Origin of the sequence: Novisyntrophococcus fermenticellae (assembly GCF_018866245.1) — a bacterium.
GTDB lineage: Bacteria > Bacillota > Clostridia > Lachnospirales > Lachnospiraceae > Novisyntrophococcus > Novisyntrophococcus fermenticellae.
Genome location: NZ_CP076458.1, coordinates 878706 through 904598 on the forward strand (window position 1 = coordinate 878706; position 25893 = coordinate 904598).

The window sequence follows — 25893 nt, forward strand, 5'->3', positions numbered from 1 at the left end:
AATTACCGTATTTGAATTACCAGACAGATATCTGCCGAAAATCCCACCGGGGTGCCCGGCGGTGCCTGCAGGTGGGAGGATGTTGGACAGACATTAGACGGCGGAAAGAATCTTAAGGTTCATCCGTTTTTACAGTTGAAACCCGGTGAAACGAAAATATTGGCTGATATCAAGGGACCGGGCTGTATAACAGAAATATTTTTCACTACAGATCATGTAAAATTAAGTGAACTGGTACTGCGCATTTATTGGGATAATGAAGAGGTTCCTTCTGTAGAAGCACCCGTGGGGATGTTTTTCGCAAATGGATTTGATGAACACAAGCATGCAGTGCAATCGGCTGTAATACTTGCGCTGCCGCGAAATGCCTATAGCAGCTACTGGCAGATGCCTTTTAAGAGTCATGCGAGAATTACTCTGACACACGAAGGAACAGAAGATATCTCCTGCATTGCCTATCGGGTGATGTATCAGCTTTATAAAATACCGGAGGAAACTATGTATTTTCATGTTGTTTATAACCGAGGGATGACCTGCTTTGACAAACCGACCTATACAATCTTAGAAGGTATAGAAGGAGAAGGGTGCTATGTCGGCACATATCTGGCATGGAATGCACTGAATAGTGACTGGTATATGGAATAGGGAAGGATACAGGCCGTTAGGTGAAGATATTTCTTCAGTGGCATACTGGTATCAGAGAGAGCCGCATAAACCATATAAGAAGATGATATCCGCAGAACAGCGAATGGACCGTTGAATTTACAGTGGGGCTTAGAGGGCTCCACTGTTTTTGAAAAAATCCTCATTCTCCGGTAATGTGTAAGTTAATGTCGTGCGTAATGAAGAAATTCATGTAATCTGTTGATGGCTTCTGATCGGTAATCACATGTTCAATGTCGGATAACGGACTATAGGTCATCAATGAAAATTTCCCGAATTTGGTATGATCCGCCAACAGGTAGCGGCATTGACTGTTTTCTACTACAATTTTCTTAATTTGATACTCATCCATGGAAGCGTTTGTCAGGCCATTTTTAATAGTAACCCCGGTGCAGCATAAAAAAGCTTTGCCAATGTTATAAGTTTTCAGCGCTTCCTCTACGGTGCTGCCGACAAAGGAAAGCGTTTCGCGTTTTAATTTCCCGGATAAAGAGATGAGCGTAATATTCGGATAATTAACCGCTTTGATGGCAACCTGGAGTGAATTAGTGATGATAGTACATTTTTTATTCCCCAGATAGTCGATCATGTTTTGGCTTGTGGTGCCGGTATCTATATAGATAAGGTCATCGTCCTCGATGAAGCTGGCGGCCTGCCTGCAAATCAAGTCCTTTTCGCTTTCAAAAGTGGTATTTCGCAGACTATAGGGGGTCAGAGGTATGAGGGATGAATCAGAAAGTGCAGTTACCCCGCCATAGACCTTCTTAATTCTGCCCCGGTCTAAAAGTTGTCCGATATCCCGCCGAATCGTATTTTTTGAAACATTAAAAGCTTCACATAATTTATCAATTGTTACAGTTTTATTTGTAAGTATATATTCTTCGACCTGGTCGATTCTTTCTGTTCGCATATTTGCCTCCCTGCTTATGATGTGAGGATCCCAAAGTCATGCTTTTTCATGCAAGCATGAAACGCAAGACCTTTTGGCCCTGGTATCATCTTAATATAAAAATAGGATTTTGTGAACATTTTTTGCAAATATGGATTGCATTTTTAGAGAAAAGGGAAAGAAATTATAAGAATTAGAAGTTGAAATCAATAGACGGTCTGTGTTAGAATGAAAAAAAGCATTATATTTCTAACATTCTCTGTGCGTGTACTCGCATCTGATATCATTTCTAAAAACCGGTATTTATTAAGAAATCTCAATGCTTAACTATCACCCATCACCCATCATTCAGCAGAGAGATTTCCAGGACAGTGTACATGACAAGGGGAATCTCCTGCTCCATTTCTAAGGAGGCATATCTATGGCACAAAAGAGTAACACTGTTCGTGTATCTGTGAACCCCATGTATAAAGACCGGATTTTCAGAATGATTTTCAGCAGTAAAAGAGAATTGCTGGAACTTTATAATGCATTCAACGAAACCACGTATACAGACCCGGAACTGTAAGAAATCAATACACTGGAAAATGCCATATACTTATCTATGCGTAATGACATATCGTTCCTGATTGATTCCAGGCTCACCATGTATGAACATCAGTCCACTTACAATCCGAATCTGCCGCTGCGTAATTTGTTTTACATAGCGGATTTGTATTCAAACCTGACAAGGGATGCAAACCTGTATGGCTCAAAGCTAATAGCCCTCCCAACACCCCGGTTCATCGTCTTTTATAATGGAGAGGAACTACAGCCGGAGCGTCAGGAATTAAAGCTTTCGGACGCATTCCAGATACCGGAGGGTGAGCCATCCCTGGAGCTAAAGGCTCTTATGCTGAATATCAATAAAGGTCACAACGTAGAATTGATGAAAAGAAGTAAGACGTTATGTGATTATGCAGAATATGTGAGCAGAATCAGGAGCTATCAAAAATCAATGCCCATTGCGGATGCGGTGGAGAAGGCGATTACAGAGTGTATTGCTGAAGGGATTCTGGAAGATTTTTTAAGAAGGAACAGAGCGGAGGCGAAGAAGATGAGCATTTATGAATATAACGAAGAAAAGGTTATGCAGGCTTTAAGAGAAGAGGCAATGGAAGAGGGATTGGAAGAAGGAATAGAAAGAGGACGAGAAGAAGGTAGAAAAGAAGGTAGAGAAGAAGGCAGAACGAGAGTAAATGAATTAATTAAGAAGCTGGCAGCGGCAGGAAGAACAGACGATATTATAAGAGCCGTTTCAGACAAAGGATATCAAGAGCAATTATTTAAGGAATTTGGGATTTAAGTCTGCAATTTCTTTCGAACAATATGAATAAGCCAAAATGCAGTTATCATGGGCTGTGTTTTGGCTTATGTCTCGTCGGGGAGAATCGAATTGTGAATCTTTTTTCAAATATTGATTGCATTTTTAGAAAAAAGGTTATAAAATAAAACCATAAAATAATCAACAGATGATAATATCACAACAAAAAAACTCCAAAATATTATCAAAAATAAAATAAGAAAGTGAGGAAGTAGAAATGGCAGAAGTGAAAACCTTATCCCCATTTATTAATGGGGAATATGTTATGTCTAAGACGGAGAAGTACACAGACGCATTTAACCCCAGTACCGGTGAAGTAATCGCTAAAGTTCCCTGCTGTACAGTAGAGGAAGTAGAGGCAGCTATTGATGCGGCTAAGGCGGCCTATCCGGGATGGTCATCAACTCCGGTAGTCAAAAGGGTCCAGATTCTTTATAAACTGAGAGATTTGATTATTGAGCACATGGACGAGCTGACCGAACTGGTAGCGAGAGAGAACGGAAAAAACTGGGCTGAGGCAATGGGCGATGTTTTAAAGGCGAAAGAAGGAACTGAGCAGGCGATTGCCGCACCCTCTTTAATGATGGGTGAGAGTACCATGGATGCCTCTAAGGGTTATGATACTGTCCTTTACCGGGAACCATTAGGTGTATTTGCCGGTATCGTTCCTTATAATTTTCCGGCGATGATTCCCATGGGCTGGATGACCCCGATGTGTATTGCCTGTGGAAATACGATTGTAATTAAGGCAGCTACTTTTGATCCTCAAAGTGCACTGCGCTTTGCCCAATTATACAAAGAAGCAGGTTTGCCGGACGGTGTCCTGAATATCGTAACGTGTTCAAGAAAGGAATCAGAAATTTTCTTAAGTCATCCGGATATCAGGGGTATTTCTTTTGTCGGTTCAACATCTGTAGGAAAGCATATCTACCAGATGGGAGCAAGCAACGGCAAGAGAGTACAGGCTCTTTGCGAAGCTAAGAATCATGCACTGGTGCTTGAGGATGCCCACATTGAGAGAACCGCTGCCGGAATCATCAATTCAGCCTTTGGCTGTGGCGGACAAAGATGTATGGCTTTGCCGGTAGTTGTTGTACAGGAAAGTATTGCTGATAAATTAGTAGCTAAGATAAAAGAACTGGCCTCTAATCTGAAGGTTGGTCCGGCATATGATAAGTCCACGCAGCTGGGTCCGGTAATCAATGCAGGGCACAAGGAATCCATTCTTAATTGGATTCAGAAAGGAATTGATGAAGGCGCCGAACTGATATTGGATGGCCGTGAGGTTACGGTCGAAGGCTTTGAAAAGGGTTTTTATCTGGGACCAACTATCTTTGACAAGGTGACTCCGGAGATGAGTATCGGTGATAAAGAAATCTTTGGACCGGTTCTTTGTATCAAAAGGGTTAAAAACTTTGAGGAAGGTTTAGAACTGATGAATCGTAATGAATTCGCAAACGGTTCCGTAATCTATACGCAGAGTGGTTACTATTCACGTGAATTTGTAAGACATACGGACGGAGGTATGGTTGGAATCAATGTCGGTATTCCGGTGCCGGTAGGAATGTATCCCTTCTCCGGTCATAAGAATTCCTTCTTTGGTGATTTGCATTGCCTGGGCAAAGACGGCTATCGCTTCTATACCGAGACAAAAGTGGTAACGACAACCTGGTTCGATGAAGAAGAAGGGAAAAAAGAAAAAACTTCTACCTGGGATGGAACGATCTAAATGCTTTACATAAGTGAAAAATGGCCAGTAGGGGGGGTTGTACATGGCACTGGTAAAAATGAAGAAATTGTTGGAACAGGCTGAGACAAAGGGGGTTGGCATAGGCGCCTTCAGTGTCGGAAATATGGAGATGATTATGGGGGCAGTACAGGCGGCGGAAGAACTTCAGACTCCGATAATTTTACAGATAGCGGAGGTAAGGCTTAAGAATTCCCCCCTTGCATTTGTTGGGCCGATGATGGTGAGTGCGGCCCAAAAGGCCAAGGTTGATATCGCTGTCCACCTGGATCATGGACTGACCATAGAAACAGTAAAAGCAGCTTTAAATATGGGATTTACCTCGGTAATGCTGGATGCTTCCACCAGACCGTTTGAGGATAATATATCCAAAACACAGGAAGTGGTCCGGCTTGCCAGGACGTTTGGAGCGACGGTTGAAGCCGAACTGGGGCTGGTCGGCGGCAGCGAGGACGGGAGCAGCAATCATGGCATTAAGTGTACCGATCCTGATGATGCAAGGGTCTTTGCGGAGCAAACCGGTATTGATGCCCTGGCCATCGCCATAGGCAATGCACATGGTAATTATCCGGCCGCACCCAGGCTCCAGTTTGAGGTGTTAAAGGCAATTAACAAAGCAGTTGATATTCCTCTGGTGCTGCATGGGGGAAGCGGCATCACGGATGAGGATTTCCAAAAAGCGATTTCTCTGGGGATCCGAAAAATAAATATTGCCACGGCCAGTTTTAACAGCCTGACGGAGTATGCCCGCCGGTATTTTACCGATAATGACAGTTATAATTACTTTGATTTAGACAAGGCAATGATTGAAGGCACTTATGAAAATGTAAAACGTCATATGAAAGTCTTTCATCATGCTTTTACAGGTGCAGTATGAGATTCTATAAGACATTTCTAAAACTAAGCGTTTTTATCGTGCTGCAAAATATAATCGTCCTCAGTGTAAATTTACTGGATAATGTGATGTTGGCCGGGTATAGTGAACAGGCTATGGCCGGAGCATCAGTCGTCAACCAAATACAATTTGTTTATCAGCAGGTGCTTACAGCACTTGCTGAGGCGGCTGTAATGATTGGCAGCCAGTATTGGGGAGAGAAAAAGGAAAAGCAAAACTATGATATCGCCAAGTGTGCATTGACAGTGGGGGCGGTGGTCTGTGTTATTTGTTTTGCGATTGTCAGTTTATTTGACAGGTCCATCCTGGCTCTGTTTACCAAAGATGAGGTTATTTTAAAAGAAGCTGAAAGGTATCTCGCAATTATACGAATATCTTATGGCTTTTTCATGGTATCCACGATTTTACTGGGCTTCTTAAGAAGCCGCGAGATGGTAAAAATCGGTCTATGTACCTCGGTGGCAGCTCTTTGCATCAACGGATTTTTTAATTATCTGCTGATATATGGAAAGTTTGGTTTTCCTGTGCTGGGGATTGAAGGAGCTGCACTTGCCACATTGATGGCCCGGGTGGTGGAATGTGCACTTGTGGTTATCTATACATTAAAAAAAACAGATGTAACCTGGGTAAAGAAATTACGTTCTGTTACCCCGGGGCTTTTTAAGGACTATCTAAAGGTTCTGCTGCCTCTTTTTATCATGGCACTTGTCTGGGGAATCAGCACTGCTTTGCAGACGGTGATTTTGGGTAATATGAGCAGTACAGCCCGGAGTGCGAATGCAGTTTCTTCCAATTTGTTTTTACTCGTCAAGGCGGCGGTTACCGGCAGTGCGCTGGCAGGTGGGGTCATGGTTGGCAAGGCAATCGGCGAAGGAAATTCCGAAGCCGTTAAGGAAACATCTAAAAAGCTGCAAATCGTATTTTTAATTACGGCTTTCGCCGGGGCGCTTATTTTGTATCTTATCCGAGTACCGGTGCTGAAGTACTATAATCTCAGCCCGGAGACAAAGGATATGGCAAATCAATTTTTGATTCTTATGAGTGCCGTCTATATAGGGATGGGCTATCAGATGCCCACCAGCGAGGGGATAATAAAAGGTGGCGGAAGCCCTGCTTTTATATTGGTGATGAATATTATCAGTATCTGGGTTATCGTCCTGCCCCTCTCATGGTACATGGCATTTGTAAAAAAAGCAGCTCCGGTTGTGGTTCTTGCCTGTCTGAATGCAGATCAGGTTTTTAAGTGTGTACCTGTTTTTATCAAGACGAACTATGGACACTGGATGAGAAAACTAACAAGGACTTAAACTGTAGTCTATTTATCCGCTATTTATCTGAGCCCGAAGCGCTTTAAAACTGGAATCCGTTATGGTATAGTATTTATCAGAACACTATTAGGATAAAGTGAGAAGAAAGGAAGGGTGAAGATTAGATGTATTTATTTAAACCATTTACGGTAAAAGATACGACGATGCGCAATAGAATCGTTATGCCTCCCATGTGCATGTACAGTGCAGGAAACGATGGCATGCCGACAGAGTTCCACTTTACACATTACACTTCACGTGCGGTAGGGCAGGTTGGATTGATTATCCTGGAGGCAACCGGTGTGCTGCCGTGCGGCCGTATTTCCGACCATTGTCTCGGTCTATGGAATGAGAATCAGGCAAAGGCAATTGCCCCGATTGTTACTGCCTGCCAGAAACAGGGCGCAAAAGTAGCAATTCAGCTCAATCATGCAGGACGTAAGTGCGAGGCACAGGAAGAAACAATTTATGCGCCCAGTGCTATTCCATTTGATCAGAATTCTCCGATGCCGAAAGAAATGACGGAAGACGATATTCATGCCGTTGTCAATGCATTTGGAAGTGCTGCAAAGCGGGCATCCGAAATAGGATTTGATGCGCTTGAGATTCATGGAGCGCATGGCTATCTGCTCAGTGAATTCTTATCACCGTTGACAAATTACCGTACAGACAGTTATGGTGGAACAACGGAAAACAGATGTCGTATTTTGATTGAGGTGCTGCAGGCGGTGCGCCAGGTCTGGCCGGAGGGAAAACCGGTTTTGCTGCGTGTATCAGCCGAAGATTATGAGCAGGAGGGCATACATCCCGAGGAAATGATCAGAATTGTTGAATTGGTGAAGCCGTATATTGATGTGCTGGACGTCAGTACAGGTGGAGTAGTGCCTACACCTCCGGCTGCGATTTATCCCGGTTATCAGGTGAAGATTGCGGAGGAGCTGAAACGAGCCACCGGAATTCCGACAGTTACAGTCGGGCTGATTACAGAACCTCATCAGGCAGAGGAAATACTGGGTGAAGGCCGTGCAGACCTCGTTGCACTTGGGCGAGAACTTCTGCGCAATCCATATTGGGTGCTTCATACGGCACGCGATTTGAACATCGAATACCCCTGGCCGGAACAGTATTTGCGCGGATTCAATACAAGAAAGTGAAGGTAAACAAGATGGATGATTTCAAGAAAATTGAGATAAAGGAAAAGTCAGCCAAAACAGGGGAAGAGTTTGAACAGTGGACGACTGGCTTAAGAAGAGTGTGAAGGAGTGGGCTTAACGCAGGGAATAAAAGGAGGCTGTACAATAGCCGGGTGCTTTCAAAAATAAAAGTCATCCGGCTATTGTACATATTGATCTTGATATCTGCCTACATAGTAATTACAAGGTCATCTGCTCCCCAAATTGTGGTCTTCAGATTTCCAACCTTTTTGCATCCTCAATTATATGAATATGTTCGTTATCTTCACTAACTAAGCTGACATCTGGATTATAACCTATGGAAGTAATCACACTATCTGCTTCGATTGTTTTGGTTCCCTCTGCAGTTTTGATTATAATACTTTTATCAGCGATTTCAACTAAGCTGCTTTCTAAATAAACCGGTATTTTATGATATCTGATTAATTCTCTCAGCATATTAGAGTTTGCTGCGCTTACGCCCATTACTTTAACAATATCATCCAGCATTTCAACGATATATGGTTTCTTTCCCTGAAGTACAAGTTCATAGGCTATTTCACATCCGGTAAGACCACCACCAATAATGGCAATCTTTTCTCCCACTTTTTTCTCATCAACCAGGAAATCAATTGCGCTTATAGCTTTTTTGCTTCCCAGGTGGTCCTAAGATGTTTAAAGAGGTCTGACAATATAAAGATTATTTATGTTTTTCGTGACATATCAGATATATTGCATTATAATGAAGAAAAAAGCAAACTGAAGGAGGTAAATTTATATGAAATATGAGTTGATTCACGAAGTCTATGATCTTTGCAACGGGCGTCCGGATTCGGAAATTGAAGACATTGAGACTGATAATCTTGATACGTATCTGAAAGGACGGATAAGCAAAGCCTCCACGTATGAGAGAGAAGAGAGGGAAGATGATTCAGTGCTCTATACGGTTATGACGAATGGGCAAAAAGAAAGATATATTTTTTCACCTATAAACTAAAACATATAAAACGAAAGCTACATTTACATGAAGGAGCTGGCGCAGCGGTTTGATTTAAATCAGCTGTGCACAGCTTTTTTGTTGTCTGAAAAATCGACAACATGCATGAAACAGGTAAAAAAAATTACATATACGTGGTCAAAAAAATCATACGAGTGAAAAAAATCTTTTGATATAATGTAATTATTCCATACAAGATGTATTGAAAAAGCCTTGTTATTAAAAAAAACAACTATAAGACGTAAAGGTCGGGCGAAAAATGAAGGAGGGATTTTACGTATGGCAGCAAAAGTAATCAGAGTAGGTGTTGTAGGGTGCGGGGGCATTGCCAACGTACATATGAAGGGTATCAACGCAAGCAGGGATTTGAGCCTGGCGGCGATTTGCGATATTCTTCCCGAGAGAATGGAGGAAAAAGGAAAGCTCTACGGAGTGGAGGAGAAAAACTGGTTCGAGAGCTACACAGAAATGATGGATTCCGGTCTGGTGGATGCAATTACAGTAGCCACACCAAATGATATTCATTATGAAGTGACAATGGCCGCAATCAAACGTGGAATTCCGTTTGCGGTGGAAAAACCGGTTTGTAACTCAGAGGTTGAGGTTCAAAGGCTGCTTGATTTGGCAGAAGAAAAAAAGATTCCACATATGGTGAACTTTTCTTATCGCTTTAAAAGTGCAGCACGCTATGCAAGAGAAATCGTTCAGAGTGGCCAGTTAGGAACTATCTACCATATAAATGGAGAATATCTGCAGTCATGGGGACTAAACGGTGCATCAAAAGATGGAGAGATGACACCTCTTGTATGGAGGTTTATAAAAGAACATACGGGTTCAGGAGCTTTAGGGGATTTGGGATGTCATCTGATGGATCTGGTACGCTTTATCACCGGAAAAGAATTCGTATATTTTCATGCGGATGCAGATACCTTTATTAAACAGCGTCCGAAAATTGATGAAAGTGGTATGGGGGATGTTACGGTAGATGATTATATCACCATCGCAGGGCAGCTGGAAGATAAAATAGCCACCGCTTTGAACATTACACGTTTTGCCTATGGGCGTGGAAATTATCAGAGAGTGGAAGTATACGGTGAAAAAGGAGCACTTCGTTACAACCTGGAAGATGAGACGGGGGATACTCTTGAAATTAATATAGGAAATCGCCCGATGCGTGATGGCCATTGCTTTAGGACTGTACCGATACCGGAGAGATGCTTCAGTGATCAGTTACAGAGCTTTGCAGATATCATTAACGGAACAGGGGATGGCCTTGCGGCAACCTTAGCAGACGGAGTTGTGAATGCACGGCTGGTTGATAAGACACTGGAAGCAGTTGAAACAGGTTCCAAGATTGTTATTTAAAATAAATGCAGGAGGAGGTTGTATATGCGGCATAATTTAGCAATGATTGGTTTCGGCGGTATGGGTCACTGGCATTATGATCTGATTAAAACTATTGATGACCTGTCAGTTACAGGTGTCTACGACATTGATAAAAAACAGCAGGAAGATGCCAAAAATAAAGGACTCGTGGCTTATCAAAGCATGGAAGAGCTTCTGGCAGATGAATGTGTTGACATTGTAGTCGTAGCAACTCCGAACGATCTACACAAACCGTTCAGCATTCGGGCACTGGAAGCAGGTAAAAATGTTGTATGTGAGAAGCCGGCAGCTATGTCAGGCGAGGAAGTAAGAGATATGATGGAGGCTGCCAAAAGGACCGGAAGGTTTTTGACTATTCATCAAAATCGTCGTTGGGATCAGGACTACCTGATGGTGCGGGATTTGATTCAGACGGATAAACTTGGGGATATCTTCCGTATTGAATCGCGTGTGCATGGTTCTATAGGTATTCCTGCGGATCAGTGGCGCCAGTTCAAGGAGCACGGTGGAGGAATGGTACTCGACTGGGGTGTCCATCTGTTTGATCAGGTGGTGCAGATGTTTCCTGACCAGAAAATCAAGAAGGTTTACGCAACGCTCACTCATGTGACCAATCTTATGGTAGACGACGGTTTCACTGTGGAACTTACCATGGAGTCAGGAGTTAAAGTTCTGGTTGAGGCAGGTACCAGCAATTTCATACCCTTGCCACGTTGGTATGTATGTGGTTCCAATGGTACAGCGAAAATCGATAAATTTGCAGTTCCCGGGACAATTGTGCGTGCGCGCGGAAATGGAAAGAAGGATGTAATACCGGTACTTACGGCAGCGGGGCCGACAAAGACCATGGCTCCCCGCAAAGAGGAAAATATCATAAAAGAAGATTTACCGCTTGCAGACAGCGATGTCAGGGACTTTTACCGGAATGTCATGAAGGTTATTGAAGGCAAGGAGAAAAGCCTGATTAAGATGGAAGAAGTATTGCGGATTATGACCCTGATGGAAGCCGTTTTTGAATCAGGAAATACCGGTAAAGCCGTATGCTTCGAAGATTCCTATGATAGGTAAAATCAAACAGGATTTCTATAAAACAAAAGCAATGATACTATTATTTCAATAAGGAGAAATTTATAATGGATAGAAAAATCAATGTAACAATCTACAATGAAAATTTTCATGAGACAACAAAACCGGCCCTTAAAAGCATCTATCCGGAAAGTATTCATGGAGCACTCAAAAGTTTTCTTGAAAAAGACGATGCTATTGGAAATATTCGCATTGCAACGCTTTACGATCACGCAGAGGTGCTGACTCAGGAAGCAATGGATGATACGGATGTTCTGATCTGGTGGGGGCACGCAAAGCACGATAAAGTCTGTGATGAGGTTGTCGATCGGTGCGCAAAACGTGTTATTGACGGTATGGGACTTATTGTTCTTCATTCCGGACATGCATCAAAACTGTTTCAGAAGCTTATGGGGACGGAGACTTACATGCTTCGCTGGCGTGAGGCCGGTGAAAAGGCACGGCTTTGGAATCTGGCACCAAATCATCCGATTACTAAAGGAATAAAAGAAACATTTACGGTGCCACACGATGAGACATATGGTGAGCCATTTGGTATTCCGAATCCCGACCAGATTATTTTCCTGTCCTGGTATCAGGGAGGTGAGGTATTTCGCAGTGGATGTACATGGCGAAGAGGTGAAGGGAACATCTTCTATCTGCAAAACGGACATGAAACTTTCCCTGTTTATTATCAGCCGGAAATACAGACGATTATTACGAATGCCGTAAAATGGGCTTGCCCGGTGAACCGCATCTGTAAAATTGACCGTGGAGGATCAAATACACCTGCACTGGAAAAATACGAGCTGGAAGATCATAATTTCCTTCTTTTGGATGAAAATGATCACCCTGCAAATCAGAAATAAAAATAAAATTATATAGGATTATATATAAGGGAGGTTTCTATGAAAATATCCAGAAAACTAATCGCCGGGTTCATGACAATGACAATGCTCTTTACTGCAGCAGCTTGTGGGGGAACAGATAGCAAAGATACGGCAAATGGGGATACAGCCGGAGACGAAACAACAGGAAGTAAGTCAGCTGCAGGTAATGGAGATGTGATTGAGATTGAGTTTGTTCAGGGCAAAAGGGAAGCAGGGGAAACATATGACAAGGTTATTGCAGCATTTGAAGCGAAGAATCCAGGAATCAAAATAAAACAGAATCTTGTTCCGGACGCAGATCAGGTGCTCATGACAAGAGCAAGCAGTGATAATCTGCCCGATATCTTTAACCATTGGCCAACGAATGCACAGTTTATTCAGTTCGAAAATGAGGGGCTTCTTCTGGATCTGTCCGATAAGGATTATCTTTCAACCGTAAACAGTACATATCTTGATTCTCTGAAGACGGATAAAGGACTTTTTATGATTCCATATAATTTGAATTTCATGGGTCTGTATTATAATGTGGACAAATTTGAAGAGGCAGGATTTAAACCGCCGACAACATGGCAAGAATTGATTGACATTGCAGAGAAGATTAAAGAAAAAGGGGAAACTGCTTTTGTACTGCCTGGCAAAGAAACGTGGGTGATTTCACAGCTTTGGGGAAATATTGAGAGCAAAGATCTGGGTGATCACAAAGATATTTACGCTAAGATGAACAAGGGTGAAGCGGATTTTACCACCTATCCGGAGTATAAAACTTCACTGGAAAAGATGGTGCAACTTATGGACTATGCGAGTGAGGACTCTCTTGCACTCGGATATGAGCAGGGAATTAATGAGTTTGCCACAGGAAAAGCATGGATGTTCCCTCAGGGGAGCTGGGCTTTACCAGCCATTTTAAAGAGCAATCCGGACATGAATGTAGCAATGACTATGATGCCGAATGATGCAGGAGATATGAAGGCAGTCATTGCACCGGATACCGGCTTATGTGTAAATGCAAAAATGAAGGATGACCCAAAGAAAATGGAGGCAATTGATAAGTTTCTTGCATTTTGCGTAAGCGAGGAAGGTGCACAGATTTATACGGATAATGATAAGAGTCCTTCCTGCGTTGATGGTATAAGCTTTGATGTACCGCAGTTCAAAGAATTCTTTGACTATGTAGACGCACATGGTTCTGTATCTGATGCAGCTCCTACACCGACCGGCTTTGAGGATACAAAGCGAAGTAAATTACAAGGTGTACTCCTTGGCGGGGGTATAGACGCATTCCTTAAGGAACTGTCAGCAGATTACAAAGATTCTTTATCTGCGAATTAGAGAGTTGGTGATTAGATGAACAGAATAGGAAATAGAGATAATAACCGCAGAGCCAACGCCGAGAGACGAAGTACGATGTTTCTGTTTACGCTGCCGACCATGATTCTTTATGTGGTATTCTTCCTGGTTACCATGGCAATTGGGTTATATTATAGTTTTACAGACTGGAACGGGTTGTCAAAAGAATACTCTATCATAGGACTGAAAAATTACACGTCGGTCTTAACGGATTACCGCTTTGGAAAGGCTTTGCTTTTTAATATCAAATATACTGCGGCTATAGTGATTGGTATTACTGTTGTTGCTCTGGTATGTGCGCTTGCGCTGAACAATGTGAAACGTTTTTCCACATTTTTCCGATCTGTTTATTTTATTCCTGCGGTCATCAGTATGCTGACCGTGGGACTTATCTGGAACGAACTGTTTCTGAGAGCACTGCCGCTGGTGGGACAGGCATTGGGAATCAAGGCTTTATCCAGCAGCATTCTGGCAAATATGAAACTGGCATTCTGGGGAATTTTGATTGTAAATCTGTGGCAAGGCTGTGCACAGCCAATGGTGTTGTTTCTGGCAGGCCTGCAGAGTATCCCTTCCGATTTGTACGAAGCGGCTACTATGGATGGCGCAAGCAGATGGGCACGTTTTCGAAATGTTACACTACCATATCTTCTTCCGACGTTAAACATAGTAGTTATCACGCAGACGAAGGCAGGACTTACCATATTCGACTATATTAAGGTGATGACAAACGGAGGACCTGCACAGTCCACAGAGGCGGTCGGACTGTTGATTTACCGGCATGCGGTTGCGGAGGGAAAATTCAGCCGGTCCATTGCGGAATCGATGGTATTATTCGTGATCGTGGCTGCAGTTGCGGCATTATCGTTAAAAATAACCAATAAAAGTCAGGTAGGTGAGTAGTATGGGTAAAAGTAAAGGCAGTGTAATGATGAAAGCCGTATGCTATATTTTTCTCCTGGCGGGTTTGCTGGTAATCTTATATCCGCTGTTTTTAACAGTTATTACTGCATTTAAAACACCGGCAGAGTCCGCCGAGAATTTCTTTGCATTACCAAGTGGATTGAATTTTGAAAACTTTATCAATGTTTTTCAAAAAGGAAATGCAGGTTTATCGTTTTTGAACTCGTTCAAGGTAACCGTCACATCGGTCGCATTAATCCTTATAACGATACCGATGTGTGGGTATGCAATTGCGAGAAGCATGGATCGCAGCAAGTATTATCGCAATATCTATTATGTACTGCTTATAGGAATTTTCGTTCCTTTTCAGGTCATCATGGTACCTCTTGTTATGTATCTGGGGAGAATGAATTTGTGCAGCATACCGGGACTGGTTATCATGCACGTAACCTTAGCTTCGTCGCAGGGCGTATTTTTAATTGTCAATTATGTAAAAGCTGTTCCCAGAGATCTGGAAGAAGCATCCTATATCGATGGATGTACGACGTTCTCAGGGTATGTAAAGGTGGTGCTGCCGCTGATCAAGCCAATACTTGCAACAATTATGGTTTTGAATGTTTTATGGGTCTGGAATGACTTTCAAATGCCGCTGCTTTTACTAAACCGCTCTCCGGAGATGTTTACACTGCCGCTGTTTCAGTATAATTTTACAGGGCAATATACAAACGATTACAACATGGCCTTTGCATCTTTTTTAGTTTCGATGATACCTGTTTTAGTAATCTATGCCTTTGCACAGAAGCATATTATATCAGGGTTGACCCAGGGAGCAGTAAAATCATGATTTTCGGATCGGGCTGGAAAATCTGCAAGGGGAATCTATATCATGAAAAAACGCTATATAGAAAACAAAATATTGATTGGCCTGATCATTGTTATATTCATGGGATTGATGATAAGTGTTATTTCGTATTTTTTCAAACGGGAAGATATTAAGAATTCGGAAATGAAGAACATGGTGAATATCAGTAATAATATCGACACGGTTCTTGATAACTTTCTCGGAAGTATGCAAACGCTCTATGAAATTCATTATTTTGATTATACAGCCCGTGATATCCTTCTGACCGACAGTAAAGAGACAGATTATAGGAAAAGGCTTGAAGATTCCCTGTACATGGACAATTCATTGAAGCATATTGTCGGGTGGAATCCGGGTATAGAGCAGGCAACAATCATCTCAAAATATGGGAATGTATACAGTAATAATCCTTCTGTTTTTGCTGAATATCTGGAGTTTATTGAAGCACAGAAAGAGGCAAATATTCCTAAGGAATTTAAAGGGACGTATTATACGGAAAAATATAACAAGGGTTCTCTTTTTGATAATACGACCGTAATTACGGCGATTCACCCAATGTATGCTTATGAAAATAGTGAGATGGCGTTGATGTGTATTGATATTGACTACAAAGCGCTGCTTAATGTGCTGAAAACGAGTGTGAAGAATCAAAAAGGATGTTTCTACCTTTTTTATGAGGGGAGACCTGTTCTTTCAATATATGGAGATGGGTATGAGCAATCACGTACATGTACAGAGGAAGCTATAGAAAACATTCTGGATCAGGACTGTAAAAGCAATAAAGTAAGTAATGTTTCCTGTGATGGAAGAAAAGTCTACGTTACAAAAAAGGAGAACATTCTAACCGGGTGGACCATTATACAACTTCGGACAGAAGGAGAGATACTGCAGGACTTGAACAAATCAAATCAGATTACTATGTTTTTATTAGTTGTGGTCTTTGCCATTGTGCTGCTTCTGCTTTATTGGATCAATGTCAGAATTCTGAAACCACTCATCCATTTTGAAGCAGACATTCGCACCTATTCTTCCGGAGATTCCTTAAAGCTGGTCACTTACGAAAAACCTGTGAGCGAACGAGTCAGCAGTGTGATGAACAGCTACAATCACCTTGTGGAACAGGTGAACCGTTACATTGACCGGGAGATCATATATGAAAAGAATCAGAGAAATACCCAGGCCATTGCACTGCGTTATCAGATTAACCCACATTTTTTATTTAATACCCTGAACGTTATCGGCTCAATTGCAGAAATTAATGATCTCCGGGAGGTGGTTGATGTGACCAGCAATCTATCCATGATTCTGCAATACAATATCCGCGGTACAAAATTGGTAACGTTAAAGGAAGAACTGGCTATTGCCAATGCGTATATTGAAATTCAAAAAGTACGTTTTCAGAATAAAATAGCAATACAGTATGATGTGCCCGAAACAATGCTCAAGGAAAAAATCATCAAATTTATCCTCCAGCCACTACTGGAAAATGTTTTTAAACATGCCTGTCGAAAAGGGGATAAATCAGGTCTCCATATTCGTATAAGTGCTGTTATGCGGCAGCCCTGTCTGTTCTTGTATGTCAGTGATGACGGAAAAGGAATCGAACCAGAGAAGCTGGAAAAGCTTAATTACATGCTGGAACATGAGATTGACAGTCAGACAATTCTGGATGAGGACAAATGGGAGGAAAGCATCGGGCTTAAAAACGTGATTGCCAGAATTAAGAATTATTATGGAAATGATTGTTCAATCAAATTAAGAAGCACAGTGAATCTGAATACAATCGTTGAAATCAAGCTTAAGCATATTAGCTTCAATGACGAAATATCGGAAGAGAAAGAGTGGCGAGATGATTAAAGCGTTGGTTGTTGAAGATGAAGTATACGCCAGAAAAAACATCGTAAAAATCATAAATAGCAGTGAGTTAGACATTCATGTGTGTGCAGATGTGGAAAGTGCGGAAGAAGCAATTGTATCCTTGGCAGAGAATCAGAATATACAGCTTGTCCTGTCGGATATTCAAATGGGAAATATGGATGGATTGGAGCTGTCAAAGTATTTGTATGAAAATTATCCGAGTATGTATGTGGTACTGATTACGGCTCATGAGCGTTTTGATTATGCCAGAGAGGCATTAAAATATAATGTAAAGGATTATATTATCAAACCGGTTTTCAGAAATAATCTGCTAGAGCCATTGCACAAGATGATTTCAAAAATTGAAGATGACACAAAAGCAAATGAGGATTTCATGCTCAAGGTGGAGGATACTATTTATAAGCAGTATATAACCATGAAATCCCTGGCAAAAGATACGGGACTGCAAAAGCAGATCATTCCGGAGTTTTTAGAAAAGAAGGCGGTATACAGGGTTTTGCTGATACAGTCGGAAAACCGGAAAGAAGTAGAAAACATATATAAATTACTGAAAGAAAGACTTTCTTTTTGCGGTGTCACGGGGTTTTTCAGTAAGATAAATAACGAGTATATTTATATTCTGTTGTGGGACTCAAAAGCAGAGGCGAATACGGTCGATGAGATTTCAGCACAGATAAACCAACTGATTAATTACATATTCGTCTGTCGCAATCAGGGAATTACAGCCGGAATGAGTCGTGTGTATTACGATAGGGAGAATCTTTATAAGGCATATAATGAGTCTATTTATGCCATTAACCAGCGGTTGATTGACGGTTGGAATAAGCTGTATGTATTCACAAAGGTATTGGAAAAAAGGGAAATGTCAGAAGTACAGTGGGTTCCTAATCTTTCGAAAGCACTTGTTGCAAAAGATTATACGAAAGGAATGGAGTACATTCATAACATTTTAACTGAAATTGTTAATAACGGCAGCTCGGTGCAGAGTTTATATAAGGTAGTCATCAACCTGTTGAAAATTTTGAGCGACAATTCCCGTGAAGCCGTGGAAGAGACGGATGATGACAGCAGATTAAGCTTTTCAAGACGATATGATCTGTATAGATTCAACCGGATTTCAGACCTTGAGGCGTGGATAGAGGAAACGATTCTGTATTCGTGTTGCACGCCTGAAAGCAATGCGTGCAGCAGCACTGTTATCAAAGACATAGTCGAATATGTGAAAAGAAATTATTATCGGGATATCTGTCTGCGGGAATTGGCTGAATCTAAATACTTTATGAGTTATTCGTACTTAAGCCGTCTGTTCAGCAAGAAGATGGGGCGTTCTTTTTCAAAGTATCTGATTGAGTACAGACTTGAAAAATCGAAGGTGCTTCTGAGGGATAACAATCTGCTTATTGGGCAGGTATCCTTTGAGGTAGGCTATCGTGATGTTTCACATTATATCCATTCTTTTAAAAAGGCATTTGGAATGACACCGGAAGAATATCGGGCTACGCTCATGAAGGAGGTATGATAAGAAAAGATGGAATTGCATTTGTTTTTAATCAATGCATTTGTCTATATAAGCAGTGTTTTTTACGCCCCGTTTATCAGTTCTTATTATGCCGGCAATGGGATTACACCGGCACAGATTGGTGTACTTTTGATGATAGGACCAATTACTGCAATTATTGTTCAGCCATTATGGGGAAGGCTCAGTGATGGTACAGGAAGAAGAAAACTCGTCCTGACACTGGCTGTTGCCGGAAGCGGACTAAGCATGCTCATCTATTATGCGGGAAACAGTTTTCGGATTTTTTTTATAGCGGCAGTGGCAGTAAATGTGTTTATGACGGTGGTCGTTCCCCTTTGTGATGCACTTATTATCAATCAGGCTGAATTATTGGGAATTCCTTTTTCTATTGTACGGCTTGGAGGAACGCTGGGATTCTCTGTGATGGCAGTCATAGCGGGCAATCTCTTAAAAAAATATCCGGATATGCAATTTGCTTTAAGCAGTATCGGGTATGCAATATTGCTGATTCTGATTGCTTTTTTACCCCGGGACTCTGCCAGGAGCAGGAGTATCCGGAAAACAGGTCAAAAAACCAGGATGGGCATTCATAATATTTTTATAAGCAAGGAGATTTATCTGGTGTTGTCCTTCGTTTTAATCAGTCAAATCGGGCTTAGCTTTTATTCTGGCTTTATGGGACCTTATTTAATCGAACAGGGACAGTCACAAAAAGAAATTGGAGTCATGAGCTGCCTGTCCGCACTCAGTGAAGTTCCGGTTTTACTGATTATTGAGAAGGTAAGAAAAAAATTTGGAGAAGTCAGGGTGCTGATGTTTTCCTGCTTTATGATGGCTCTCAGAATTTTTATCTTTACTGGTGAAACACTGCTGAGCGCAGGCTTAGCACAGATTTTGCAGGGAACGACTTATATGACCGTATATTATTGCGCAGCAGTGTATATCGCAACAAATGTGAAAAAGGGCATGTTCTCTCTTGGACAGGGGGTTTTGGGAGTGGTGCAGACCGGAATCGGGGCTGTCATAGGCACATCTGTCGGAGGAATCCTGGTGAACAGCATTGGATTTAAGAAGTCCTTTTGGGTGGCAGCATCCACTCTGGTTGTATTAACAAGTATGCTTGGTATGTATCATGAAAAGAGAGTGTCAGAATTAAAGCTGGAATAAGGAGAAGATGATGAAATTCGATATTATTGGAATTGATATGCCCTGCTGGGATTTGGCAGTGAATCTTGATGAGTATCCGGGTCCCAATTCATCGGCCAGAATGAACCAACTGAGCTGGCAGGGGGGAGGAAAAGTATCTACCGGAATGGTGGCAGCAGCAAGACTTGGCGTAAGATGCTCTATGGTGGGGGCGGTAGGTGATGATTTATACGGAAATCTTTGCATTAAAGATTTTCAGGAGCATGGAATTGATACAAACCATATATTTTTACGCAATCAGTCAACGACAGGATTTTCTGTTGTGGTTAGTGATAAACATACAATGGGCCGATCGATATTGTATCGCCCCGGAAATGCAGAAAGTCTTTCAATGGATGAATTGGACGGGATATGCCTGACGAATGCGAAATATCTTTTTATTGCGACTGTGGATGAAATAACCAAAAAAGCAGTAAAGGCCGCAAGGGAAGCGGGTGTTAAGGTGCTTATGGATGCGGATTCCTACACGGAGAGTCTGGAAAACTTCATACCAATGACAGATATCTTTGTCGGTTCGGAATTCGTCTATAACGAGCTTTTCAAGAAACAGAAAGCTTATGAAGACAACATAAAGAGTATTTTTAAAAGAGGACCGGAAATCGTTGTTTTTACGTTCGGAGAAAAGGGAGCGCGCGGTTGTGACATAAATGGCTACTTTGAATTGCCTGCTTATCGTGTGGAGGTAAAGGATACTCTGGGGGCGGGTGATGTCTTTCACGGAGCGTTTGCAGTTGGTTTGTTAAAAGGTCTTTCAGCGAAGGAAACGACACAGTTTGCCAGTGCTGTATCTGCAATCAAATGTACGAGAATTGGAGGAAGAGCCGGGATTCCTGATTACGAGACGACGATTTCCTTCATGAAGACAGGCAGGATTGATTCAGCGGAGCTGGACAAACGGGTTAAAAAATATGAAAGAAGGATAGAACATGTATAATGAAAAACTGGTATTGGGAGTTGCACCTACAAAAAGAAGCTTCTTAAGCATGGAAGAAGCGAAAAGACAAAAAGAAGCCTTTATGGATGTAATCCGGGACATCAAAAGTAACCGTGTGGAAATTGTAGACATTGATGATCTGTGTGACAACGGTATTGTCTATGATATTCGGCATGCAAAAAAAGTGATTGAAAAATTTAAAAAGGCAGGGATTAACGCACTTTTTATCCCATTTTGTGATTTTGGAGAAGAAACGGTTGTTGCAGAAATAGCAAAAGCATTTATGCTGCCAACCCTGATTTGGGGAAATCGTGATGAAAGGCCAAACAGCGACATTTCCAGAGGGAGAGACACACAATGTGGAATGTTTGCTGCGACCAAGGTTCTGGCGCGTTACGGCATAAAATACAGCTACATATACAATTGTGAAACGCACAGCCGGGAGTTTGCTGATGGATATGAAAACTTTATTCGGACAGCGATGGTACTAAAGAGCTTAAAAGGCCTCCGTATCGCAAAAATCGGTGAGCGTCCTGAGCCCTTTATGAGTGTTATGACAAATGAAGCGGCACTCTTAAAACGCTTTGGTATTACGACCGTTCCGGTTTCCCCGGTTTCGATTGCAAAGAGAATGGAAAGGGTAATGGCTGAGAACGAACCGGAATACATTGATTATCACAAGAATTTATGTGGTCGTATGGATGTGTCAGGGATGCCGGAGGAGCAGATAAAAAAGGTAGCCGCATTAAAGGTGGCCGTTGAAGAAATCATATTGGAGAAAGGATGCTCAGCAGCAGCGTTCGAATGCTGGTCGGCATTTCCGGAGTTGGTTGGTTTATGTCCATGTACCATCTTAGGTGAATTAGCAGATGTGGGTCTGCCCATTTCCTGTGAAACTGATGTGAACGGTGCCATCTCTCTTGCAATTTTACGAGCCTGTAATCTGTTTGAGGAGTCTGAATTTCTTGCCGATCTGACAATCCGTCATCCGGAAAATAACAATGCGGAATTATTATGGCATTGCGGACCGTTTCCATACTCTTTGAAGGACGAAGATTCAAAAGCACGCATGGTAGACGGGCAGGAACGTTTTTTACTAAGGCAGGGTAAGCTCACAGTTTGCCGGTTCGATGATCTGGATGGAAAATATTATTTATTCGCCGGAGAAGGAAAAACAACAACAGGACCAGATACAAATGGTACCTATGTCTGGATGGAAGTGGATGACTGGAAACGTTGGGAAGAAAAGCTGATGTTTGGCCCATACATCCATCATCTGGGCTGTACGTACGGAAATTATCTGCTGGTATTGAGAGAGGTGGCACGTTATCTGAATCTTGTGTTTGACAATGCCCATGAACAGGGAATTTACAGTCTGTAGACCAGAAAGGAGAAACACGATTATGAGAACTATTACAGTCAACACCTTATCAGAGGAAGCATTTGCTAAGTACGGCTCTTTCATGAATCTGTTGGATAATGAGGCAATGAAGAAAAAGTCAATTTTTAGCTCAGGATTTTTTGCTGATTTAATTTCACTTGATTTTTCTGACGGTACATTACCGACCATTTCTGTGTGTGATGTCCATAAAAAGGAGAAAAATATTGTGGATTTTCTGGAGGCACATACTTCCACATGTGAGGGACTTCTGCCGCTGGATGGAGATGTCGTTATTTTTGCGGGGATTCCCAATCAGCCGTTTTCTGCGGAGGATTTGGAAGCCTTTTATGTGCCGGCGGGAACCTTTATCAAATTGAATCCGCTGATTGTACATGGAACCCAGTATCCGGTTTCGGAAGGAGAGGTTCATGTGGTCTGCATGCTGCCTGGGCGGACATTTCATAATGATATGGTCAGTTATCGGCTTACAGAAGAAGAGCAGGCAGTTGTTGTAATGGAATGATGAGAGGGGAGATAGAGAATGAGATATAAACATTTTAGCAGAGCAGATGCAGATGTTTCCTGCGTGGGGGTTGGTACATGGGCACTGGGTGCAGATAACTACGGCAAATTCAACATAAGCGATGCAATCGAAGCAATGCAGGTAATGCTTGAACATGGTGTGAATCTGATTGATACAGCACCATGCTATGGCAATGGTACATCCGAAAAAATTGTAGGAGAAGCCATCAAAGGGCTGGACCGTTCGAAAATTTTACTGTCAAGCAAATGCGGATTAGTACCGGACATCAATACGCATGAATATTCCAGAAATGCCGGCTATAAAAATATCATGCGTGAGATTGAATCTTCTCTTATGAATTTGAGGACAGATTATCTTGATTTTTATTTCATACACTGGCCGGATGTCCATACGCCAATTGCAGAAACGATGGCTGCTCTGATGCAGTTAAAAGAACGCAGATTTATCCGATATATCGGCGTATCCAATTTTACAAAGGAGCAGATAGAAGAGGCGGAAAAATATGGACAGATAGATGTGCAGCAGCCACCATTTTCCATGGTTGACAGAACGTATGTTGATTTGATGATATGGGGAAAAGAAAGTGGCATCGATTCTATGACCTATGGTTCTATGGGAGCCGGAATTCTATCAGGAAAATATCGGAAAACACCGGATTTTGCACCGGATGATATTCGAATGACATTTTATGATACTTTCCGGGAGCCTAAGTTTTCAAAGATTATGGAACTTCTGCAGGTAATGGATGTAATTGCAGAAGCACATGGAAAGCCGGTCGCACAGGTTGCACTGAACTGGAGTGCTCAAAGAGAGTATGTAGGGACGGCACTTGTGGGTGTCAGAAGTCGGACACATGCTCTGGAGAATTTGGAAACCTATGAGTGGATGCTGACGGATGAGGAAATTTCAAGTATTGATAATAAAATCACTCATCTGGGACTGTAGAGAGAGAGGAAAAAAATGGCACTGGTAAAAGTAAAAGATATTCTGAAACACGCAACAGAGCATAAATACGGAGTTGCGGCAATCAACACGATAAATGTGGAAACAATTAAATATGCGATTCTTGCTGCAGAGCAGGAAAAGGTGCCGCTTATCGTGCAGTTTTATCCCGGCTTTAGCGATTATATGGCACTAAAGTATATTTCATATACAGCATGTGATATGGCGCATAAGGTGAGTGTTCCTATCGGTGTACACCTCGATCACTCGAATAGTTTTGATATCGCGGTCAGTGGAATCAGGGATGGTTTTCCGTCCGTGATGGTGGACGGTTCTTCCCTGCCATATGATGAGAACGTTGCCTTGACAAAGGCAGTTGCCAAGGTCGCCAGGGTATTTGGGGTGGATGTGGAAGCGGAGCTTGGTCATGTGGGAAGTGGTGAAAACCTGGATGACATTATCGATGCTTCACGGTATACCAATGTGGATCAGGCTGTTGGATTCGTAGAAAAAACAGGGTGTGATGCACTGGCGGTTGCCGTTGGAAATGCCCATGGTCCTTACGTAAAAACACCGAATCTGGACTTTCAGAGAATCGCAGAGCTTCGCGCGGCAGTTTCTGTTCCATTGGTATTACATGGCTGCTCTGACATCCCCGAAGAGCAGATTCGGGAAGCTGTTAATCTCGGAATGAGTAAGTTTAACATTGCTACCGAATATTTCCGAGCCATGTATAGGAGTTTTGAGAATACAATTGTTAATGGTAATGTGAAGGATAATGGGATTGGTCTGTTAGAAGCAGCAAAGGAAGATATGATTGCTTTTGTTGTAGATAAGATCAGACTGCTTAATCCAAATAAGTTCTCATTATAAGTGAGTAATAAGTAAATGCCGTCAGCAGAGAAATTGGCTGACGGCATAAAATTAGAATTTAAACGCTACTTTTAAATCCCCTTTCTTCCCCGAAGCAAGATCAAAAGCTTCTTCCCATTGCTCAAGATCGAACATATGTGTAACGACTCCGTCAGTTTTCAAGCTTTCATTTGCAATATTTTCAATGACAAACGGGAAGCAATAGGGACTGAGATGCGAACCAAGCACATCCAATTCCTTACGATCGCCAATAATTGACCAGTCGACTTTTGTCTCTTCTCCGAATACACTGAACTCAACGAAACGACCTAACTTTCGAACCATACTCAACCCCTGCTTAACGCTGGATGGGTGGCCCGTTGCCTCAATATATATATCACAGCCATATCCATCAGTTAAATCAAGGATTTTTTGCACTACATCTTCTTTTCCGGGATTCATCACAATATCCGCACCGAACTCTTTAGCCTTTTCCAGGCGGTCATTTTTCATATCGAGAACGATCAATTTGTCCGGGTTCTTCATTCGGGCATACGTAACCATCCCCAATCCTAAAGTCCCTGCTCCGGAAATAACAACCACATCATCACATTGGATTTGTGACCGGTCGACTGCATGCTTAGAACAGCCGTAAGGCTCAATTAACAAGGCTTTCTCCAACGGCATGTCTTCCGGAACCCGGGAGATTACTGCAGTTTTGGGATATCGTACATATTCAGCCATTCCTCCGTTATTGTCGGACTGAAAGCCAAATGTATTGTGAGGCTGACACATCCAGTAATGACCATTCCTGCAGAACCTGCATTTTCCACAAGGTACAATCTGATCGGCAGTAATACGGTCACCATATTTATATTCTGTTACGTTAGCCCCTGTTTCAACCACACGCCCAAGAAACTCATGTCCTGGAATAAATGGAGGTTTAACCCATTCCGGCTGTGATTTATCCCCCCAGAACATTGCAGCACCGTGATAACATTTTAAATCACCGGCGCATATACCACATGCTTCCGTCTTTATGATGATATCATCCGGGCCGCAAGCAGGAACAGAGTACTCCCTTTCAAGCTTATAATCGTCTTTACTGTAAGCAACGAGTGCTTTCATTGTTTTTGGTATTGCCATTTTTA

At 42.2% G+C, this 25893-nt stretch carries 25 protein-coding genes; 22 read left to right on the top strand and 3 right to left on the bottom strand.

What is annotated here, in order from left to right; all coding sequences use genetic code 11:
- The first annotated feature begins 159 nt into the window (after positions 1-159).
- Complete coding sequence (locus tag KNL20_RS04030) at positions 160-645, top strand: DUF2961 domain-containing protein (RefSeq protein ID WP_230399349.1); 486 nt, start codon at positions 160-162, stop codon at positions 643-645.
- 160 nt (positions 646-805) lie between these two features.
- Here KNL20_RS04030 and KNL20_RS04035 read toward each other — a convergent pair whose 3' ends face one another.
- Complete coding sequence (locus tag KNL20_RS04035) at positions 806-1573, bottom strand: DeoR/GlpR family DNA-binding transcription regulator (protein ID WP_230399350.1); 768 nt, start codon at positions 1571-1573, stop codon at positions 806-808.
- Positions 1574-1973: 400 nt separating this feature from the next.
- On the opposite strand from KNL20_RS04035, the gene KNL20_RS15960 reads away from it, so the two are divergent.
- From KNL20_RS15960 to namA, 6 genes are all read left to right on the top strand, one after another.
- Positions 1974-2120 carry a hypothetical protein gene (locus KNL20_RS15960; RefSeq protein WP_329957500.1) on the top strand — a complete coding sequence of 49 codons (147 nt, stop codon included), beginning with the start codon at positions 1974-1976 and terminating at the stop codon, positions 2118-2120.
- A gap of 36 nt (positions 2121-2156) precedes the next feature.
- On the top strand, positions 2157-2897 hold the full coding sequence (locus KNL20_RS04040; protein WP_329957501.1) for a hypothetical protein: 741 nt from the start codon (positions 2157-2159) through the stop codon (positions 2895-2897).
- A 235-nt stretch (positions 2898-3132) separates the two neighbouring features.
- Positions 3133-4644: a CoA-acylating methylmalonate-semialdehyde dehydrogenase gene (locus KNL20_RS04045; RefSeq protein ID WP_230399351.1), complete on the top strand. Its 1512-nt coding sequence runs from the start codon at positions 3133-3135 to the stop codon at positions 4642-4644.
- 43 nt (positions 4645-4687) lie between these two features.
- Entirely contained in the window at positions 4688-5539 is an 852-nt protein-coding gene (locus tag KNL20_RS04050; protein WP_230399352.1) for a class II fructose-bisphosphate aldolase, read from the top strand.
- A complete protein-coding gene (locus tag KNL20_RS04055; RefSeq protein WP_230399353.1) occupies positions 5536-6864 on the top strand; it encodes an MATE family efflux transporter in 1329 nt (442 codons plus the stop codon). Before KNL20_RS04050 ends, KNL20_RS04055 begins: the two co-directional genes overlap by 4 nt.
- 125 nt (positions 6865-6989) lie before the next feature.
- A complete protein-coding gene (namA, locus tag KNL20_RS04060) occupies positions 6990-8018 on the top strand; it encodes an NADPH dehydrogenase NamA (protein ID WP_230399354.1) in 1029 nt (342 codons plus the stop codon).
- Between the two features lie 252 nt (positions 8019-8270).
- Here namA and KNL20_RS04065 read toward each other — a convergent pair whose 3' ends face one another.
- Positions 8271-8642 (bottom strand): FAD-dependent oxidoreductase, encoded by a 372-nt coding sequence (locus tag KNL20_RS04065; RefSeq protein ID WP_230399355.1) that lies wholly within the window; start codon positions 8640-8642, stop codon positions 8271-8273.
- 172 nt (positions 8643-8814) lie between these two features.
- On the opposite strand from KNL20_RS04065, the gene KNL20_RS04070 reads away from it, so the two are divergent.
- The 15 genes from KNL20_RS04070 (at position 8815) to KNL20_RS04140 (ending at position 24763) form a co-directional block, all read left to right on the top strand.
- Entirely contained in the window at positions 8815-9033 is a 219-nt protein-coding gene (locus KNL20_RS04070) for an acyl-ACP--UDP-N- acetylglucosamine O-acyltransferase (RefSeq protein WP_230399356.1), read from the top strand.
- Between the two features lie 279 nt (positions 9034-9312).
- Entirely contained in the window at positions 9313-10398 is a 1086-nt protein-coding gene (locus KNL20_RS04075; RefSeq protein WP_230399357.1) for a Gfo/Idh/MocA family protein, read from the top strand.
- Between the two features lie 24 nt (positions 10399-10422).
- Entirely contained in the window at positions 10423-11487 is a 1065-nt protein-coding gene (locus KNL20_RS04080) for a Gfo/Idh/MocA family protein (RefSeq protein WP_230399358.1), read from the top strand.
- Between the two features lie 65 nt (positions 11488-11552).
- On the top strand, positions 11553-12353 hold the full coding sequence (locus tag KNL20_RS04085) for a ThuA domain-containing protein (RefSeq protein ID WP_230399359.1): 801 nt from the start codon (positions 11553-11555) through the stop codon (positions 12351-12353).
- A gap of 39 nt (positions 12354-12392) precedes the next feature.
- Positions 12393-13703: an ABC transporter substrate-binding protein gene (locus KNL20_RS04090; protein WP_230399360.1), complete on the top strand. Its 1311-nt coding sequence runs from the start codon at positions 12393-12395 to the stop codon at positions 13701-13703.
- Between the two features lie 15 nt (positions 13704-13718).
- Positions 13719-14624 (top strand): carbohydrate ABC transporter permease, encoded by a 906-nt coding sequence (locus KNL20_RS04095; protein ID WP_230399361.1) that lies wholly within the window; start codon positions 13719-13721, stop codon positions 14622-14624.
- A gap of 1 nt (position 14625) precedes the next feature.
- Positions 14626-15468 carry a carbohydrate ABC transporter permease gene (locus KNL20_RS04100; protein ID WP_230399362.1) on the top strand — a complete coding sequence of 281 codons (843 nt, stop codon included), beginning with the start codon at positions 14626-14628 and terminating at the stop codon, positions 15466-15468.
- 42 nt (positions 15469-15510) lie between these two features.
- A complete protein-coding gene (locus tag KNL20_RS04105) occupies positions 15511-17343 on the top strand; it encodes a cache domain-containing sensor histidine kinase (protein ID WP_230399363.1) in 1833 nt (610 codons plus the stop codon).
- Positions 17336-18883, top strand: coding sequence for a response regulator transcription factor (locus KNL20_RS04110; RefSeq protein ID WP_230399364.1), 1548 nt, complete (start codon positions 17336-17338; stop codon positions 18881-18883). The genes KNL20_RS04105 and KNL20_RS04110 overlap by 8 nt, the downstream gene beginning before the upstream one ends.
- A gap of 9 nt (positions 18884-18892) precedes the next feature.
- A complete protein-coding gene (locus KNL20_RS04115) occupies positions 18893-20050 on the top strand; it encodes an MFS transporter (protein WP_230399365.1) in 1158 nt (385 codons plus the stop codon).
- 7 nt (positions 20051-20057) lie between these two features.
- Positions 20058-21023, top strand: a complete 966-nt coding sequence (locus tag KNL20_RS04120; protein ID WP_230399366.1) for a carbohydrate kinase family protein — start codon at positions 20058-20060, stop codon at positions 21021-21023.
- Positions 21016-22404 carry an L-fucose/L-arabinose isomerase family protein gene (locus KNL20_RS04125; RefSeq protein WP_230399367.1) on the top strand — a complete coding sequence of 463 codons (1389 nt, stop codon included), beginning with the start codon at positions 21016-21018 and terminating at the stop codon, positions 22402-22404. Before KNL20_RS04120 ends, KNL20_RS04125 begins: the two co-directional genes overlap by 8 nt.
- Before the next feature lie 22 nt (positions 22405-22426).
- Positions 22427-22927, top strand: coding sequence for an ureidoglycolate lyase (locus KNL20_RS04130; protein ID WP_230399368.1), 501 nt, complete (start codon positions 22427-22429; stop codon positions 22925-22927).
- Positions 22928-22945: 18 nt separating this feature from the next.
- On the top strand, positions 22946-23893 hold the full coding sequence (locus tag KNL20_RS04135; RefSeq protein WP_230399369.1) for an aldo/keto reductase: 948 nt from the start codon (positions 22946-22948) through the stop codon (positions 23891-23893).
- 15 nt (positions 23894-23908) lie between these two features.
- Entirely contained in the window at positions 23909-24763 is an 855-nt protein-coding gene (locus KNL20_RS04140) for a class II fructose-bisphosphate aldolase (protein WP_230399370.1), read from the top strand.
- 51 nt (positions 24764-24814) lie between these two features.
- Here KNL20_RS04140 and KNL20_RS04145 read toward each other — a convergent pair whose 3' ends face one another.
- Positions 24815-25888: an alcohol dehydrogenase catalytic domain-containing protein gene (locus KNL20_RS04145; RefSeq protein ID WP_230399371.1), complete on the bottom strand. Its 1074-nt coding sequence runs from the start codon at positions 25886-25888 to the stop codon at positions 24815-24817.
- Positions 25889-25893: the final 5 nt, after the last annotated feature.

Excerpts from the sequence above, each read along its gene's own strand:
- KNL20_RS04035 (WP_230399350.1), bottom strand. The coding sequence starts at position 1,573 with ATGCGAACAGAAAGAATCGACCAGGTCGAAGAATATATACTTACAAAT.
- KNL20_RS15960 (WP_329957500.1), top strand. The coding sequence starts at position 1,974 with ATGGCACAAAAGAGTAACACTGTTCGTGTATCTGTGAACCCCATGTAT.
- KNL20_RS04040 (WP_329957501.1), top strand. The coding sequence starts at position 2,157 with ATGCGTAATGACATATCGTTCCTGATTGATTCCAGGCTCACCATGTAT.
- KNL20_RS04045 (WP_230399351.1), top strand. The coding sequence starts at position 3,133 with ATGGCAGAAGTGAAAACCTTATCCCCATTTATTAATGGGGAATATGTT.
- KNL20_RS04050 (WP_230399352.1), top strand. The coding sequence starts at position 4,688 with ATGGCACTGGTAAAAATGAAGAAATTGTTGGAACAGGCTGAGACAAAG.
- KNL20_RS04055 (WP_230399353.1), top strand. The coding sequence starts at position 5,536 with ATGAGATTCTATAAGACATTTCTAAAACTAAGCGTTTTTATCGTGCTG.
- namA (WP_230399354.1), top strand. The coding sequence starts at position 6,990 with ATGTATTTATTTAAACCATTTACGGTAAAAGATACGACGATGCGCAAT.
- KNL20_RS04070 (WP_230399356.1), top strand. The coding sequence starts at position 8,815 with ATGAAATATGAGTTGATTCACGAAGTCTATGATCTTTGCAACGGGCGT.
- KNL20_RS04075 (WP_230399357.1), top strand. The coding sequence starts at position 9,313 with ATGGCAGCAAAAGTAATCAGAGTAGGTGTTGTAGGGTGCGGGGGCATT.
- KNL20_RS04080 (WP_230399358.1), top strand. The coding sequence starts at position 10,423 with ATGCGGCATAATTTAGCAATGATTGGTTTCGGCGGTATGGGTCACTGG.
- KNL20_RS04085 (WP_230399359.1), top strand. The coding sequence starts at position 11,553 with ATGGATAGAAAAATCAATGTAACAATCTACAATGAAAATTTTCATGAG.
- KNL20_RS04090 (WP_230399360.1), top strand. The coding sequence starts at position 12,393 with ATGAAAATATCCAGAAAACTAATCGCCGGGTTCATGACAATGACAATG.
- KNL20_RS04095 (WP_230399361.1), top strand. The coding sequence starts at position 13,719 with ATGAACAGAATAGGAAATAGAGATAATAACCGCAGAGCCAACGCCGAG.
- KNL20_RS04100 (WP_230399362.1), top strand. The coding sequence starts at position 14,626 with ATGGGTAAAAGTAAAGGCAGTGTAATGATGAAAGCCGTATGCTATATT.
- KNL20_RS04105 (WP_230399363.1), top strand. The coding sequence starts at position 15,511 with ATGAAAAAACGCTATATAGAAAACAAAATATTGATTGGCCTGATCATT.
- KNL20_RS04110 (WP_230399364.1), top strand. The coding sequence starts at position 17,336 with ATGATTAAAGCGTTGGTTGTTGAAGATGAAGTATACGCCAGAAAAAAC.
- KNL20_RS04115 (WP_230399365.1), top strand. The coding sequence starts at position 18,893 with ATGGAATTGCATTTGTTTTTAATCAATGCATTTGTCTATATAAGCAGT.
- KNL20_RS04120 (WP_230399366.1), top strand. The coding sequence starts at position 20,058 with ATGATGAAATTCGATATTATTGGAATTGATATGCCCTGCTGGGATTTG.
- KNL20_RS04125 (WP_230399367.1), top strand. The coding sequence starts at position 21,016 with ATGTATAATGAAAAACTGGTATTGGGAGTTGCACCTACAAAAAGAAGC.
- KNL20_RS04130 (WP_230399368.1), top strand. The coding sequence starts at position 22,427 with ATGAGAACTATTACAGTCAACACCTTATCAGAGGAAGCATTTGCTAAG.
- KNL20_RS04135 (WP_230399369.1), top strand. The coding sequence starts at position 22,946 with ATGAGATATAAACATTTTAGCAGAGCAGATGCAGATGTTTCCTGCGTG.
- KNL20_RS04140 (WP_230399370.1), top strand. The coding sequence starts at position 23,909 with ATGGCACTGGTAAAAGTAAAAGATATTCTGAAACACGCAACAGAGCAT.
- KNL20_RS04145 (WP_230399371.1), bottom strand. The coding sequence starts at position 25,888 with ATGGCAATACCAAAAACAATGAAAGCACTCGTTGCTTACAGTAAAGAC.